The following is a 14,146-nucleotide window of genomic DNA, read 5'->3' as shown; positions in this document are numbered from 1 at the left end:
CCTCAGTCCTTCTCTTCTTCGACGGCGGGCGCGGCGAGCGAGCGCAGCAGCAGCACGGGGATCAGGAGCATGAACACGATCACCTCCTTGTAGTTGGAGGCATAGAAGGACGAGAACGCCTCGACGATGCCGACGAACAGGGCCGCGACCGCCGTGAGGGGATAGCTGACGAGGCCGCCGATGATCGCGGCGACAAAGCCCTTCAGGCCGATCAGGAAGCCCGAGTCGTAGTAGAGCGTCGTGATCGGGACGATCATGATGCCCGACAGCGCGCCGATGACGGAGGCCAGCAGGAAGGCGATCTGCCCCGACAGCGTGGTGCGGATGCCGGCGAGCCGGGCGCCCAGCCGGTTGACGGCGGTGGCACGCAACGCCTTGCCGTAAAGCGTCAGCCCGAAGAACAGCCAGAGCCCGACGATGAAGGCGATGGTGATGCCGTAGACCGTGAGGCTCTGGCCGGTGAAGCGCAGCGAGCCCGCGGTGAACGCGCCGGACAGCACGGCCGGTCCGCGCTGGCCCTCGGCGCCGAAGAACAGCAAGCCCAATCCCTGAAGCGCCAGATGCACGCCGACCGAGGCGATCAGCAGCACCAGCACCGAGGTGTGCGCCAGCGGCTGGAACGCGATGCGGTAGAGATAGAGGCCGATCATCGCCACGATCACCAGCGACAGCGCGATGCAGACCGCGACCGGCGGCTTCTGGGCGGCGAAGGTGATGGTCAGCGCCAGCACAATGGCCGGCAGCACGACGTTGGCGAGGACGCTGCGGACGATCAGCCGGCCATGCAGCGCCTTGCGGGCTACGAACAGGTCGAAGGCGCAGGCGCCGATGCCCAGGGCCAAGGCAAGCTTGGCCGTGCCCGGCATCTGGCCCGAGGCCAGCGAGGCATAGGTCAGCGCGCCATAGGTGACGAATTCGCCCTGGGGGATGAGGATGACGCGGGTGACGGCGAACACCAGCACCAGCGCCAGGCCGAGCAGCGCATAGATCGCGCCATTGGTAATGCCGTCCTGCAGCAGGAACAGCATGATGGTGGTGTTCAAGACCGGACGCTCCCCCTTAACGATCCGGACCGGCCTCCGCGGTTGCGGTGGATGGTCCGTTCACAGCCATTGAAATACGCTGACGATATTTGATATGGTCCATAACAATTATCAAATATAATCTCAAGGGCGGCGAACGACCCGTCCCGAATTTAGCGGGATTGCGAGCATGAGGCGATGACCGTTTCGAAATCCGCTGAAAAGTCTGCCGAAAAGGCGCCCGACGCGACCAAGGGCCGCAAGGATGCCGCCGACGGCCTGCCCGAAGCCCTCCAGCTCGGCGAGCTCTCGGAGCAGCTCGGCTACGTGCTCAAGCGCGCCCAGCTCAAGGTGTTCGAGAACTTTTTGCGCTGCATGGCCTCGCTCCAGCTGACGCCGGCGCAGTTCTCGGTGCTCCTGCTGGTGGAGAAGAACCCGGGCCGTAACCAGACCGAGATCGCCTCCACCCTCGGCATTCTCCGGCCGAATTTCGTCGCCATGCTCGATAATCTCGAGAGCCGCGACCTCTGCGCGCGGATCCGTTCCACCAACGACCGCCGCTCGCACATCCTGGTTTTGACCGACAAGGGCAAGGCGGTCCTGACGCGCGCCAAGAAGCTCGTCGCCACCAAGCACGAGTCGCGGCTCAACGAGCTGCTGGGGCAGGCCAACCGCGAAGCCCTGCTCGGGATGCTGTCGAAGATCGCGAACGAGTTTTGACTCTTACCCTCCCCTGGAGGGGGAGGGTCGATCGCGCGAAGCGCGAGCGGGGTGGGGTGATCTCTCCACTTGGGCGCTGTTGGATGTGGAGAGACCGTCACCCCACCCCGTCTCGCATCTCGCTGTGCTCGATTGCGAGCCGACCCTCCCCCTCCAGGGGAGGGTAAGCGCGACCTCAATCCACCAAAATCACGCGAATATCGTTCACGTTCGTTAGCGTCGGTCCCGGCTGCAACAAATCCCCCGTCGCCTCGAAGAACGTGGTCGCGTCGTTGTTGTCGAGATACGCCTGCGGCTGAAGCGCCAGCGCCTTCATCTTCGCAAATGTCGCTGCATCGATCAGCGCGCCGGCGGGATCGGTGGGGTGGCCGGCGCCGCCGTCGGCGCCGTCGGTGTCACCGGCGAGTGCCGAGATGTCAGGTGTGTCTTTCAACAGCGAAGCCAGCGCCAGCGCATATTCCTGGTTAGGGCCACCGCGCCCCTGGCCGCGCACGGTCACGGTCAACTCGCCGCCGGAGAGGATCGCGACGCGCTTGCCTTGCGCGCGAGCCTGCAACGCCAGCCTGGCGTGATCGGCCGCGACGTCGCGCGCCTCGCCCTCGAGATCGGCGCCGAGATCGATGGTCTCGTAGCCGGCGTCTTTCGCGCGCTTCACCGCGGCGTCGAGCGATTGCTTGGGACGCGCGATCAACTCGAAATGCGCGCGCGCAAAGGCGGCATCGCCCGGCTTGGCACTTTCATTGGCGGGATCGTCGAGCGCGCGGCGCACGGCATCGTCGATGGCGAGCTTGTACTTCGCGACGATCGCGCGCGCATCTGCCAGCGTGGTCGGATCGGGGACGGTCGGGCCGGAGGCGATCGCGGAGGGATCGTCATGCGGCACGTCGGAGATCGCGAGCGTCACGATCTCGGCGGCGTTCCGGCCCGCGCGCGCCAGTCGCCCGCCCTTGATGCGCGAGAGATGTTTGCGCACGATATTCATCTCGCCGATCGGCGCGCCCGAGCGCAGCAGCGCCTTGTTGACCGCCTGCTTCTGGGCAAAGCTGATGCCGTCAACCGGCGCGATCCAGTTCGCCGAACCGCCGCCGGTGAGCAGCACCAGCAGCAGATCGTCAGGGCCGGCCTCGCCAGCGAGCGCGAGCGTATCGGCGGCGCCCTTGAGGCCGGCCTCGTCCGGCACGGGATGGCCGGCCTCGACGACGCGGATGCGACGCGTCGGCACGCCATAGCCATGGCGCGTGGTGGCGATGCCGACGAGCCGCTCCGGCGTGAGCTTGAGCGTGTCGAGATAATGCCGCTCGGCAGCCGCGGCCATCGCGGCCGCGCCCTTGCCGGCGGCGAGGCAGATCACGCGCCCCTTGGGTACGGGGCGCAGATGCGGCGCCAGGATCGTGTTGGGATGGGCGGCGGCAACGGCGGCGTCGTAGAGCGCGCGGAGCAGGGGGCGTCGGTCGGTCATGACGAGGGCCTTCAGCAAACTCGTGAGCAGACTAGAGCTGTGGCGAGAACGTCGCCATGCCCCTGCCTAGCGCATCGGGCGCCAAAGGGTAAGCAGGCTTTACCATCATTCGATTGTGCAATCGCGTGATCATAATCGGCGCACAGCAAAAACCCCCTGCGATCATCTCGCAGGGGGCTTGTTATCGTCGCAGGGGACGACGGGTCAGCCGCCGGCGTCGGCGCTGATGACGTCGCCGAACAGTTCCCATTTCTCGCCCTTGAACTTCTCGAGCTGGAGCTGGCTGATCGGCGCAAAGTCGTTCGGCCCGGTGTTGATCTTGATGCCTGGCAGCAGCGCCTCGGTGCGGAAGTCCTTCAGGCTCGCCGCCTGCTTCATGATGTTCTCGCGCGTGAGATCATCGCCGCACTGCTTCAGCACCTGGACCAGCGTCTGCGCCACCGCGAAGCCGACGATAGTGCCCTTGTCGAGCTTGTCGCCCTCGGGGAAGTACTTGCCCATGAAGGCCAGAAATTCCTTCATGCCGGGATCGTTGTTCCATTCCGGATCCGACACGTCCTTGAGATAGTCGGCCGAGATGATGTCCTGGCCGTTCTCGTATCCGGCGGGCTTCATCACGCTGCCGACGGAGGCCGAGACGTTGTTGAGGAAGTGCAGCGGCTTCCAGCCGATCTCGGCGACCTTCTTGATCGCCTGGGCGGCGAATTTCGGCGTCGTGATGTTCATGAAGACGTCGGCGCCGGTCGACCGCAGCTTGACGATGTGGCTGTCGATGGTCGGCTCGGAGGTCTCGTAGCTCTCCTCCATCACGATCATCGAAGCGGCCTTGGCGCCAAGTCCGTCCTTCAGGCCCTTGAGATAGTCCTTGCCGTAATCGTCGTTCTGGTAGAGCACCGCGATCTTGGCGTCGGGCTTGTTCTTCAAGAGCCACTTGGCATAGATCTGCGTCTCGCTCTGGTAATTGGGCTGCCAGCCCATCGTCCACGGGAAGTTCTGCGGATCGTTCCACTTGGTGGCACCTGTCGCGACGAACAGCTGCGGCACTTTCTTCGTGTTCATGTATTTGTGGATCGCCGAGTTCGACGGCGTGCCGAGCGAATTGAAGATGAACAGCACCTCGTCGCTCTCGACCAGCTTGCGCGCCTGCTCGACCGTCTTCGGCGGCGAGTAGGCGTCGTCGTAGGAGACGTAGTTGATCTTGCGGCCGTTGATGCCGCCTTCGTCGTTGATTTTCTTGAAATAGGCGGCTTCGGTCCGCCCGATGATGCCGTAGGCGGAGGCCGGTCCGCTGTAGGGCATGATGTTGCCGATCTTGATCTCGGTATCGGTCGCGCCGGTATCGTATTTCTTCTGGGCCGATGCGGTGGAGGTCGCGGCTGCAATGAGCGCGAGCGCCAGTGACGCGGCCGCAAGCTTGCCGGTGACAGCGGGCATTCCAATCTCCCTATTTTTCTTGGTGTGTGTGCGCTCCTTTTCTTGCCTTGATTGTTTTTGGCGGACGCAGCCGCAATTCAATACGATTTGCCCTGGGCCTTCAACAGAAAGCCCCCGCGACAACGCCGCAGGGGCTGCGTCTTTAGTAGTCAGAAGCGCCTGTGCAACTGCGAGAAGGCGAAACCGTCTTGAGTTGCCTTCAGAAAATCTGGCTATTCTGGGTTGCGATCAGTGACCGAGGTCACTCGAGATGATTTCGCCGAACAATTCCCAGGTCTTGCCCTTGAACCGCATCATCTGGAGCTGCTCGATCGGCGCGAAATTGTCGGGCGCGGTGTTGATCTTGATGCCCGGCAGCAGCGTGTCCGGCTCGAAATCCTTCATGCTCGCCGCCTGCTTCATGATGTTGTCGCGGGTCAGATTGTCGCCGCACATCTGCAGCACCTTCACCATGGTCTGGGCGGCGGCATAGCCGAACACCACGCCGGCATCGAGCTTGTTGGCCTTCGGATTGAACTGCGTGACGAAGTTATAAAACCGCTTCATGCCCTCGTCGGCATTCCATTGCGGGTCGGAGCCGTCCTTGGTGTAGCTCGCCGACAGGATGCCTTGCGAGATCTCGAAGCCTGCCGGCTCGATCACGCCGCCGACCGATGCCGAGACGTTGGAGATGATGTGCATCGGGTGCCAGTTGATCTCGGCCGCCTTCTTGATCGCCTGCGCCGCGAATTTCGGCGTGGTGATGCTGATGAAGACGTCCGCGCCGGCTGCCTTCAGCTTCACGACGTGCTCGTCGATCGCGGGCTCCGAGGTGTCGTACGGCTCCTCCATCACGATCATCGCGGCCTTGGCGCCGAGCCCGTCCTTCAGCCCCTTCAGATAGTCCTTGCCGAAATCGTCGTTCTGGTAGAGCACGCCGATCTTTCCGTCCGGCTTTTCCTTCATGATGTACTTGGCGTAGATCCTGGCTTCGCTGGCGTAGCTCGGCTGCCAGCCCATGGTCCACGGGAAGTTCTTCGGATCGTTCCACTTCGAAGCGCCGCTCGCCACGAACAATTGCGGCACCTTCTTCTCGTTCATGTATTTGCGGATCGCGCCATTGGTGGAGGTGCCGAGCGAGCCGAAGATCAAGAGCACGTTGTCGCTTTCGACCAGCTTGCGGGCCTGTTCCACCGTCTTCGGCGGCGAATAAGCATCGTCATACGAGATGAACTTGATCTTGCGGCCGTTGACGCCGCCCTCGCTATTGACCTTGTTGAAATAGGCTTCCTCGGCCTTGCCGATCACGGCGTAGGCCGAGGCCGGGCCGCTATAGGGCATGATGTTGCCGATCTTGATCTCGGTATCGGAAGCGCCGCTGTCGTAGGACTTCTGTGCCAGTGCGGGATTCATCGCAGTGCACAATGCAAATGCGGCCGAAATCACCACAACCTGAAATCGAACGGCAGACATCATTCTCCCACCTCACCTGGATCGGCGCCGCATTGAACAAGATTGATGCACGACGTCAACAAAAAGCCCCCGCGATTGCTCGCGGGGGCTTTTCGACCTTGGACTCCAGCGTCAGCGTGTCACTCGGGAGCGATGTCGCCGCTCAGGATATCGCCGAACGGTTCCCACTTCTCGCCCTTGAACCGCTGCATCTGCAGCTGGCTGATCGGGGCAAAGTCGTTCGGTCCGGTGTTGATCTTGACGCCGGGCAGCAGGGTGTCCGGCGTGAAATCCTTGAGGCTCGCCGCCTGCTTCATCAGGTTGGCGCGGGTGAGATCGTCGCCGCACTGTTCCAGCGCCTTGACCAGCGTCTGCGCGGCGCCGTAGCCGTAGACGACGCTGGAGTCGGTCTTGTCGGCGCCGGGCATGTACTTGTCGAGGAACTCGACCCACTTCTTCATCTCGGCATCGTCGTTCCAGCGCGGGTCGGCGCCGTCCTTGGCATAGGCCGCCGACAGCACGCCCTGCGCGGCCTCGAAGCCGGCCGGCTTCATCACGCTGCCGACCGAGGCCGAGACGTTGGTGATGATCTGCAGCGGCTTCCAGCCGAGCTCGGCGGTCTTCTTGATGGTCTGGGCGCCGAACTTCGGCGTCGTGTAGATCAGCAGCACGTCCGGATTGGCGGCCTTGATCTTGACGATGTGGCCGTCGATCGACGGCTCGGAGACCTCATAGCTCTCTTCCAGGATGATCGTGGACGACGCCTTGGCGCCAAAACCGTCCTTGGTGCCCTTGAGGTAGTCTTTGCCGAAATCGTCGTTCTGATAAAGGATCGCGACCTTGGCGTCGGGCTTCTCCTTCATCAGCCACTTCGCGTAGATCTGCGCTTCGCTCTGGTAGGAGGGCTGCCAGCCCATGGTCCAGGGGAAGTTCTTCGGATCGTTCCACTTGGTCGCGCCGGTGGCGACGAACAGCTGCGGGATCTTCTTGGCGTTGAGGTATTTCTGGATCGCGGTGTTCGAGGGCGTGCCGAGCGGGTTGAACACGGCGAGCACTTCGTCGCTCTCGACCAGCTTGCGGACCTGTTCGACTGCTTTCGGCGGCGAGTAGCCATCGTCATAGGTGACGTAGACGATCTTGCGGCCGTTGATGCCGCCCTTGTCATTGATCATCTTGAAATAGGCTTCTTCGGTCTTGCCGATGATGCCATAGGCCGAGGCCGGACCGCTGTACGGCATGATGTTGCCGATCTTGATCTCGGTATCGGACGCGCCGGTGTCGTATTTCTTCTGGGCGAGGGCTGCGCTGGAGGCGAGGGTTGCGACCGCAGTCGCGAGCGCTGCGGTTCGCAGTGTTCTTCCGAAAAGCAATTGGGTCTCCTTGGTTAAACAAACAGTCTTGTCGAAGTTTCAGTTTTTTCTGAGCCGCCCGGCGAGTTGCTGGCCCAGGATTGCGACTTGCCTTGCGCCATGCGGAACCAGGTAGATGACGAGGAACAGCAGCACGCCGAACACGGCGCCCGAGAGGCCCTTGGAGATGCCCTCGGCGATGTTCGGCACGAAGATGATGAAGGCGGCGCCGACGATCGAGCCGGGCAGCCAGCCGACGCCGCCGACGACCATGCCGAGGAACAGCTGGATCGCCAGCGTGATGGTGAAGCTGTCGGGCGCGACGAACTGCACCGCGATGGCGCTCAGGCCGCCGGCGACGCCGGTGATGGCGGCGGAGACGCCGAAAGCGAGCGTCTTGTACAGCGCGACGTTGACGCCCATGGCGGAGGCCGCAATCTCGTTGTCGCGGATCGCCATGAATGCGCGGCCCGAGCGCGAGCGCAGCAGATTGACCGCGAAGATGTAGATCGCGAGCACGACGACGAGCGTGAAATAATACAGCCACATGTCCTGCGACATCGGCAGGCCGAACGGCGCGTCGGGCTTGGTGACGACGAGGCCCTGCACGCCGCCGGTCCAGTGCTCGAGGAAGTTCAGCTTCAGCAGCTGCGGCATCGCGGTGGCGAGCGCGAAGGTCGCAAGCGCAAGATAGACGCCGGAGAGCCTCAGCGCCGGCTGGCCGAACAGGAAGCCCGCGCCGAAGCAGAGCACGGCCGCGACCGGCAGGCAGAGGAAGTAGGGGACGTTGAACTGCTCCATCATGACGGCGGTGACGTAGGCGCCGATGGCGTAGAACGCGCTCTGGCCGAGCGAGAACTGGCCGCTTCCGCCGGTCAGGATGTTCAGCGCCAGCACGGCGAGGCCCAGATACAGCAGCTGGGTCAGCTGGAAGATCACGAAGTTCTTCGCGAACAAGGGGACGGCGATGAGAAGCAACAGCACCACCACCGAGGTGCCTGTGCCCAGCGTCATGGCCCGCTTCGGAACGGCTTCGACCGCTTCGTGGCCTTCGGCGACGACTTCTTCTGCTGCGCTCATGATCAAACTCGCTTGACGATGTGCCGGCCGAACAGACCAGCGGGTTTGACGACCAGGACGGAGATGATCAGCGCGAGCGCGATCGGGAGTTTCAGCTCGTTGCCGACGCCGGGGATGTAGGTGCCGGCAAGGTTCTCGAAGATGCCGACCAGGAAGCCGCCGACCACGGCGCCGAACGGGCTGGTGAGACCGCCGAGCACGGCTGCGGCAAAGCCGTAGATCAGCACGCCGCCCATCATGTTGGGCTCGAGGAACACCACCGGCGCGATCAGCATGCCGGCGATCGCGCCGATCGCGGTCGCCATGCCCCAGCCCAGAGCAATCATCCAGCTCGTGTTGATGCCGACCAGGCGGGCCGATTCAGGCACGGAGGCGGCCGCGCGCATCGCAAGACCGATGCGGGTGTACTGGAAGAAGAAATAGAGGCCGAGCAGCAGCAGCACGGTGACGCCGATCATGCCGGCCTGGTGGGTTGAGATCAGCTGGCTGCCGAGGAACGGCGCGGAGCCGAACGGCGTCGGATATTGCTTGATGGTGAAGTCCCAGATCAGGCCGGCCGACGAGTTGATGATCGCAAACAGCGCGATGAAGCCCGCGACGTTGGTCAGCACCGGTGCCTTCGCAAGCGGCTTGAACAGGATGCGCTCGATCGCGATGCCGGCGACGAACGAGAACGCCAGCGTGATCAGGAAGGCGACCCAATAGGACAACCCCCACTGCATCAGCTGCCAGGAGATGAAGGTCGAGAACATCGCCATCTCGCCTTGCGCGAAGTTGAGATGGTCGATCGCCTGGTAGATCATGACCACCGCGAGCGCCATGCAGGCGTAGATGGCGCCCGTGGCGATCCCGGCCAGGACCTGGTTGGTAAACAGTTCCATTGTGCCGGCTCCTCAGTAACCCAGATAGGATTTGCGGATTTCTTCGTTGTTCGCGATGTCCTTGGCATTGCCCGACATCACGATACGGCCGGTCTCGATCACATAGGCCTGGTCGGCGAGCTCGAGCGCGAGCTGGGCGTTCTGCTCGACCACCAGGATCGACACCTTGTCCTCGCGGTTGATCTTGCCGAGGATGCCGAACAGGTCGCGCACGACGAGCGGCGCAAGGCCGAAGGACGGCTCGTCGAGCAGCATCAGCCGCGGCCGCAGCATCAGCGCGCGCGCGACCGCGAGCATCTGCTGCTCGCCGCCGGAGAGCGTGCCGGCCTGCTGGGTATGCCGCTGCTTCAGCACCGGGAAATGCGCATACATGCGCTCGATGTCGGAGACGATGCCGGCATTGTCCTTGCGGGTGATGGCTCCGAGCTGGAGGTTCTCCTCCACCGTCATGGTGGTGAAGGTGCCGCGGCCCTGCGGCACATGGGCGATGCCGAACCGCACGATGCTTTCGGTCGATTTGTTGTTCAGCGGCTTGCCGTCGAACTCGATGCCGCCGGTGGAGCGCACCATGTTGCAGATCGCACGCAGCGTCGTGGTCTTGCCGGCGCCGTTGGCGCCGAGCAGCGTCGTCAGCGAACCCTCGTTGAGCGAGAAGGAGAGGCCGTGGAGCGCCTGGACCTGGCCGTAATAGGCGCGCAGGTCCTTGACGTTGAGCAGCGTCGTCATTGGTCCTTGCTCCCGAGATAGGCCTTGATGACGTCGGGGTCTGCCTGCACCTGGGCGGGGGTGCCTTCCGCGAGCTTCTTGCCGAAATTCAGCGCAACCACGTGGTCGGCGATCGACATCACGAGGCCCATGTGGTGCTCGACCAGCAGCACCGTCATGTGGCGCTCATCCCGGATTTTGCGGATGAGGTCGCCGAGCACGTAGACCTCTTCGTGGTTCAGGCCGCCGGCGGGTTCGTCGAGCAGCAGGATCTTCGGATCGGCCGCGAGCGCCCGCGCCAGTTCGACGCGCTTCTGCGTGCCGAAAGGCAGGCCGGAGACGACGGTGTGGGCGACGTCCTCGAGGTCGAGATAGGCGAGGATCTCGTGCACCTTCTTGTTCACGCTGGTTTCGCTGCGGCGAATCCAGGCCAGCCGCAGCGAGTCGCTGATGATGTCGCTCGACGTGCGCGCATGCGTGCCGACGCGGACATTGTCCATCACCGAGAGGTTCGGAAACAGCGCGACGTTCTGGAAGGTGCGGCCGATGCCGATCTCGGCGATCCGGTGCGGCGGCCGCGTCAGGATGCTCGCGCCTTCCATCAGGATGTCGCCGGACGACGGCTGGTAGAGGCGGGAGAGGCAGTTGAAGAGCGTGGTCTTGCCGGCGCCGTTGGGGCCGATCAATCCGAGGATCTGGCCCTTGTGCATGTCAAAGGACACACCGTTGAGCGCGACGATGCCGCCGAACACGACGCTGACGTCGCGAACGGCGAGCAGGGGCGATGTCCCCTGCGCGAGCTGTGCCTGCGTCATGTCGTCTCGCCCACACTAATCAGTGGGCGACAGGGCGATGCGAACCGCTCCCGATGATGACAAAGGCTATCTGAACCCCTCGGCCACACGCGCAACTTTTCCTCCTGATTTCAGCTTTTTGCTGATTTCTTTTTTGGATTGCGGCATCAGACCCCCAAGTGCCGCTTCGATGTTCCTTACCATCGCCAGCAGTCGCGGTCCAATGTCGTTGATCAAGCGTTCTTCCGTGAAGCGGAATGCCGGTGCGCCGCAATTGAAGGCGTAAGGACCGGTTCCGTCGTTGAGCCTGAGTGCGACGCCGGCGGCGCCGATGTCGTCATGCCAGTCGCCGACGGACATCGCGAAACCGTATTTCGCAACCGTCTCGCCCGAGCGTTCCAGTCCGTCGCGCATCTTCGGCCAGCGGCTGCCGTAATGTTCGCGCAGGATGCGCGTCACTTCAGCGCGCCCATCTTCGTCGAGCGCCCAGAAGTAGGCGCGGCCCATCGCGCTGGTTGCGATCGGCACGCGGGAGCCGACGTCGAGCTGAACGCCGACCGTCTCGCTGCCACGGCTTTGCCCGAAATAGATCATGCTGTGACGGTCGCGGCCGCCGATGGCGACGGCACCGCCGGTGGCGCGCATCATTTCCTCGCGGAACGGCTCGGACAAATGCCGAACGCCGAGATTGGCGAGCGCGGCGTAACCGAGCGCCATGGCGGCGGGCGCCAGCTGATACTTCTCGAAACGGGGAACCGGTGTCAGATAGCCGAGCTTCGTCAGCGTATAAGTGAGCCGCGAAACCGTCGGCTTCGGCAGGTTGGTGCGGGAGGCAATCTCCTGATTGCCGAGAAGTCCGTCACTGGGTTGGAATGCTCGCAATACGTCAAGCCCGCGGGAAAGCGCGACGACGAAATTCCGATCGGTCGCTGTCTTCTTTCCTGTACGCTTCATCCCTGATCTGCTCTTGCGCGGAGTCGTTGACAAGCCACGTGCTTCAAAATAACCCTGCCGTCAAGATGCGGAATTAAATTCCGCACCGCGAAATCGAACAAAAGTAAATCCCCACCAAGGAGGGAAACCGTGAGCGAAGTGGTCAAGCTTGAGCGTCATGACGAAGTCGGGATCGTCACGGTGAATAGCCCTCCGGTCAATGCGCTGAGTGCCGCAGTCCGCGGTGGTATCCTGGAGTGCATCAAGGCCGCCATCGCCGATCCCGCGATCAAGGGCATCGTGCTGACCTGCGCGGGGCGCACCTTCATTGCCGGCGCCGACATCACGGAATTCGGCAAGCCGCCGAAGCCGCCCGGCCTCAACGAAGTGCTGGCCGAGATGGAGAATTCGCCGAAGCCGATCGTGGCGGCGATCCACGGCACCGCGCTCGGCGGCGGCCTCGAGGTCGCGCTGGCCTGTCATTTCCGCGTGGCTGTCAATGAGGCCAAGCTCGGCCTGCCCGAGGTGAAGCTCGGCCTGCTGCCGGGCGCCGGCGGCACCCAGCGCCTGCCGCGCGCGGTCGGCCCCGAGCTCGCCGTCAAGATGATCGTCGGTGGCGATCCCATCGGCGCCGCTGAAGCGCTGAAGAATGGCCTGATCGAGGAGATCGTCGAAGGCCCGGCCTCGGGCGGCGAAGCCTTCGTGCGCAAGCTGCTGGCCGAGAAGCGCCCGCTGCGTCGCCTCCGCGACGACGATTCCAAGATCGCCGCCGCCAAGGCCGACCGCTCCATCTTTACCAATGCGGTTGCTGCCATGACCAAGAAGTCGCGCGGCCTGGAAGCGCCGTTCGCGGCGGCCGATGCCGTCGGCGCGGCGATCGACCTGCCGTTCGACGAAGGTCTGAAGAAGGAGCGCGAGGGCTTTCTCAAGCTCGTCGCCAGCGACCAGTCCAAGGCGCAGCGTTATGCGTTCTTTGCCGAGCGTGAAGCCGCCAAAATCGCAGGCGTCCCTGAAGGCACCAAGTCGCGTCCGGTTAACCGTGTTGCCATTCTCGGCGCGGGCACGATGGGTGGCGGCATCGCGATGTCCTTTGCCAATGCCGGCGTTCCCGTCACTCTGATCGAGACCGGCGAGGAGCAGCTCAAGCGCGGCCTCGGCATCATGCAGAAGAACTGGGAAGCGACCGCCGCACGCGGCGGCATCCCGGCGGACGCGCCCGCCAAGCGCATGGCGCTGATCAAAGGCGTGGTCGGCATCGAGAACGTCGGCGACGCCGATCTGGTGATCGAAGCCGTGTTCGAGACCATGGCCGTGAAGCAGGAAGTGTTCGGCAAGCTCGACCAATACGTCAAGCAAGGCGCCGTACTCGCCTCCAACACCTCGTACCTGAACATCGACGAGATCGCGAAGGCGACCAAGCGTCCGCAGGACGTGCTGGGCATGCACTTCTTCTCGCCGGCCAACGTCATGAAGCTGTGCGAGATCGTGCGCGCCGACAAGACCGCGCCGGACGCGCTGGTCACCGCGGTGAGCATTGCGCGCAAGATCGCCAAGGTGCCGGCCGTGGTCGGCGTCTGCGACGGCTTCGTCGGCAACCGCATGCTGGCCCAGCGCGGCAAGCAGTCCGAGAAGCTGTTGTTCGAAGGCGCGCTGCCGCAGCAGGTCGACGCCGTCGTCACCAAGTTCGGCATGCCGATGGGCCCGTTCGCGATGGGCGATCTCGCCGGCCTCGACATCGGCTGGCGCTCGCGCAAGGACCGCGGCATCAAGTCGGAGATCGCGGACGCGCTCTGCGAAGCCGGCCGCTTCGGCCAGAAGACCGGCAAGGGCTACTACAAGTACGAGGCGGGCTCGCGGTCGGCGCTTCCCGATCCGGAGGTCGAGAAGCTGATCGACGAGACGCTGCTGCGTCTCGGACGCAAGAAGCGCGTCGTCAGCGACGACGAGATCCTCGAGCGCATGATGTACCCGATGATCAACGAGGGCGCGAAGATCCTCGAAGAGGGCATCGCGGCGCGTCCCTCCGACATCGACGTGGTCTGGCTCTATGGCTATGGCTGGCCGATCTATCGCGGCGGCCCGATGTTCTGGGCCGACACCGTCGGCCTCAAGCACATCGCCGACCGTCTCGCCTTCTACGCCAAGGAGACCAACGACCCGAGCCTCGAGCCCGCGCCCCTGCTGAAGAAGCTCGCGGCCGAAGGCAAGACGTTCGCCTCGCTGGCGGCCGCGTCGAAGGCGGCTTGATCAGGTTGGTGGTCGCCGCAATGTCTGGCTCCGGGCAACACTCTCTCCGTTCCCTCCCCCCTTGCGGGGGAGGGTCAGGGAGGGGGGTAGC

General features: G+C 63.8%; 12 protein-coding genes. 2 read left to right on the top strand and 10 right to left on the bottom strand.

The annotated features are described in order from the left end of the window. Positions 1–2: 2 nt before the first annotated feature. On the bottom strand, positions 3–1,043 hold the full coding sequence (locus NLM32_RS39675; protein ID WP_254134091.1) for a branched-chain amino acid ABC transporter permease: 1,041 nt from the start codon (positions 1,041–1,043) through the stop codon (positions 3–5). A 177-nt stretch (positions 1,044–1,220) separates the two neighbouring features. Here NLM32_RS39675 and NLM32_RS39670 point away from each other — a divergent pair, with 177 nt between their 5' ends. Continuing rightward, positions 1,221–1,742, top strand: a complete 522-nt coding sequence (locus tag NLM32_RS39670) for a MarR family winged helix-turn-helix transcriptional regulator (RefSeq protein ID WP_254134090.1) — start codon at positions 1,221–1,223, stop codon at positions 1,740–1,742. 175 nt (positions 1,743–1,917) lie between these two features. On the opposite strand, the gene NLM32_RS39665 is transcribed toward NLM32_RS39670, so the two are convergent. The 9 genes from NLM32_RS39665 to NLM32_RS39625 form a co-directional block, all read right to left on the bottom strand. After that, complete coding sequence (locus NLM32_RS39665) at positions 1,918–3,201, bottom strand: glycerate kinase (RefSeq protein WP_254134089.1); 1,284 nt, start codon at positions 3,199–3,201, stop codon at positions 1,918–1,920. Positions 3,202–3,405: 204 nt separating this feature from the next. Further along, entirely contained in the window at positions 3,406–4,635 is a 1,230-nt protein-coding gene (locus NLM32_RS39660; protein ID WP_254134088.1) for an ABC transporter substrate-binding protein, read from the bottom strand. A gap of 228 nt (positions 4,636–4,863) precedes the next feature. After that, positions 4,864–6,087, bottom strand: coding sequence for an ABC transporter substrate-binding protein (locus NLM32_RS39655; protein WP_254135532.1), 1,224 nt, complete (start codon positions 6,085–6,087; stop codon positions 4,864–4,866). 119 nt (positions 6,088–6,206) lie between these two features. Then, entirely contained in the window at positions 6,207–7,436 is a 1,230-nt protein-coding gene (locus NLM32_RS39650; protein WP_254134087.1) for an ABC transporter substrate-binding protein, read from the bottom strand. 39 nt (positions 7,437–7,475) lie between these two features. Beyond that, positions 7,476–8,495 (bottom strand): branched-chain amino acid ABC transporter permease, encoded by a 1,020-nt coding sequence (locus tag NLM32_RS39645; RefSeq protein ID WP_254134086.1) that lies wholly within the window; start codon positions 8,493–8,495, stop codon positions 7,476–7,478. Between the two features lie 2 nt (positions 8,496–8,497). Continuing rightward, a complete protein-coding gene (locus NLM32_RS39640; protein ID WP_254134085.1) occupies positions 8,498–9,376 on the bottom strand; it encodes a branched-chain amino acid ABC transporter permease in 879 nt (292 codons plus the stop codon). Between the two features lie 12 nt (positions 9,377–9,388). Further along, positions 9,389–10,102, bottom strand: a complete 714-nt coding sequence (locus NLM32_RS39635; RefSeq protein WP_212298422.1) for an ABC transporter ATP-binding protein — start codon at positions 10,100–10,102, stop codon at positions 9,389–9,391. Next, on the bottom strand, positions 10,099–10,896 hold the full coding sequence (locus NLM32_RS39630) for an ABC transporter ATP-binding protein (RefSeq protein WP_254134084.1): 798 nt from the start codon (positions 10,894–10,896) through the stop codon (positions 10,099–10,101). Before NLM32_RS39630 ends, NLM32_RS39635 begins: the two co-directional genes overlap by 4 nt. A 66-nt stretch (positions 10,897–10,962) precedes the next feature. Next, positions 10,963–11,829 carry an IclR family transcriptional regulator gene (locus NLM32_RS39625; RefSeq protein WP_254134083.1) on the bottom strand — a complete coding sequence of 289 codons (867 nt, stop codon included), beginning with the start codon at positions 11,827–11,829 and terminating at the stop codon, positions 10,963–10,965. Between the two features lie 129 nt (positions 11,830–11,958). On the opposite strand from NLM32_RS39625, the gene NLM32_RS39620 reads away from it, so the two are divergent. After that, entirely contained in the window at positions 11,959–14,055 is a 2,097-nt protein-coding gene (locus tag NLM32_RS39620) for a 3-hydroxyacyl-CoA dehydrogenase NAD-binding domain-containing protein (protein ID WP_254134082.1), read from the top strand. Positions 14,056–14,146: the final 91 nt, after the last annotated feature.

The organism is Bradyrhizobium sp. CCGUVB14 (genome assembly GCF_024199935.1).
In the GTDB taxonomy this organism is placed as follows: domain Bacteria; phylum Pseudomonadota; class Alphaproteobacteria; order Rhizobiales; family Xanthobacteraceae; genus Bradyrhizobium.
Note: the sequence above shows the minus strand (reverse complement) of the source record. Positions and strands in the feature narration are given on the sequence as shown.

Excerpts from the sequence above, each read along its gene's own strand:
- NLM32_RS39655 (WP_254135532.1), bottom strand. The coding sequence starts at position 6,087 with ATGTCTGCCGTTCGATTTCAGGTTGTGGTGATTTCGGCCGCATTTGCA.
- NLM32_RS39665 (WP_254134089.1), bottom strand. The coding sequence starts at position 3,201 with ATGACCGACCGACGCCCCCTGCTCCGCGCGCTCTACGACGCCGCCGTT.
- NLM32_RS39640 (WP_254134085.1), bottom strand. The coding sequence starts at position 9,376 with ATGGAACTGTTTACCAACCAGGTCCTGGCCGGGATCGCCACGGGCGCC.
- NLM32_RS39660 (WP_254134088.1), bottom strand. The coding sequence starts at position 4,635 with ATGCCCGCTGTCACCGGCAAGCTTGCGGCCGCGTCACTGGCGCTCGCG.
- NLM32_RS39625 (WP_254134083.1), bottom strand. The coding sequence starts at position 11,829 with ATGAAGCGTACAGGAAAGAAGACAGCGACCGATCGGAATTTCGTCGTC.
- NLM32_RS39635 (WP_212298422.1), bottom strand. The coding sequence starts at position 10,102 with ATGACGACGCTGCTCAACGTCAAGGACCTGCGCGCCTATTACGGCCAG.
- NLM32_RS39670 (WP_254134090.1), top strand. The coding sequence starts at position 1,221 with ATGACCGTTTCGAAATCCGCTGAAAAGTCTGCCGAAAAGGCGCCCGAC.
- NLM32_RS39630 (WP_254134084.1), bottom strand. The coding sequence starts at position 10,896 with ATGACGCAGGCACAGCTCGCGCAGGGGACATCGCCCCTGCTCGCCGTT.
- NLM32_RS39645 (WP_254134086.1), bottom strand. The coding sequence starts at position 8,495 with ATGAGCGCAGCAGAAGAAGTCGTCGCCGAAGGCCACGAAGCGGTCGAA.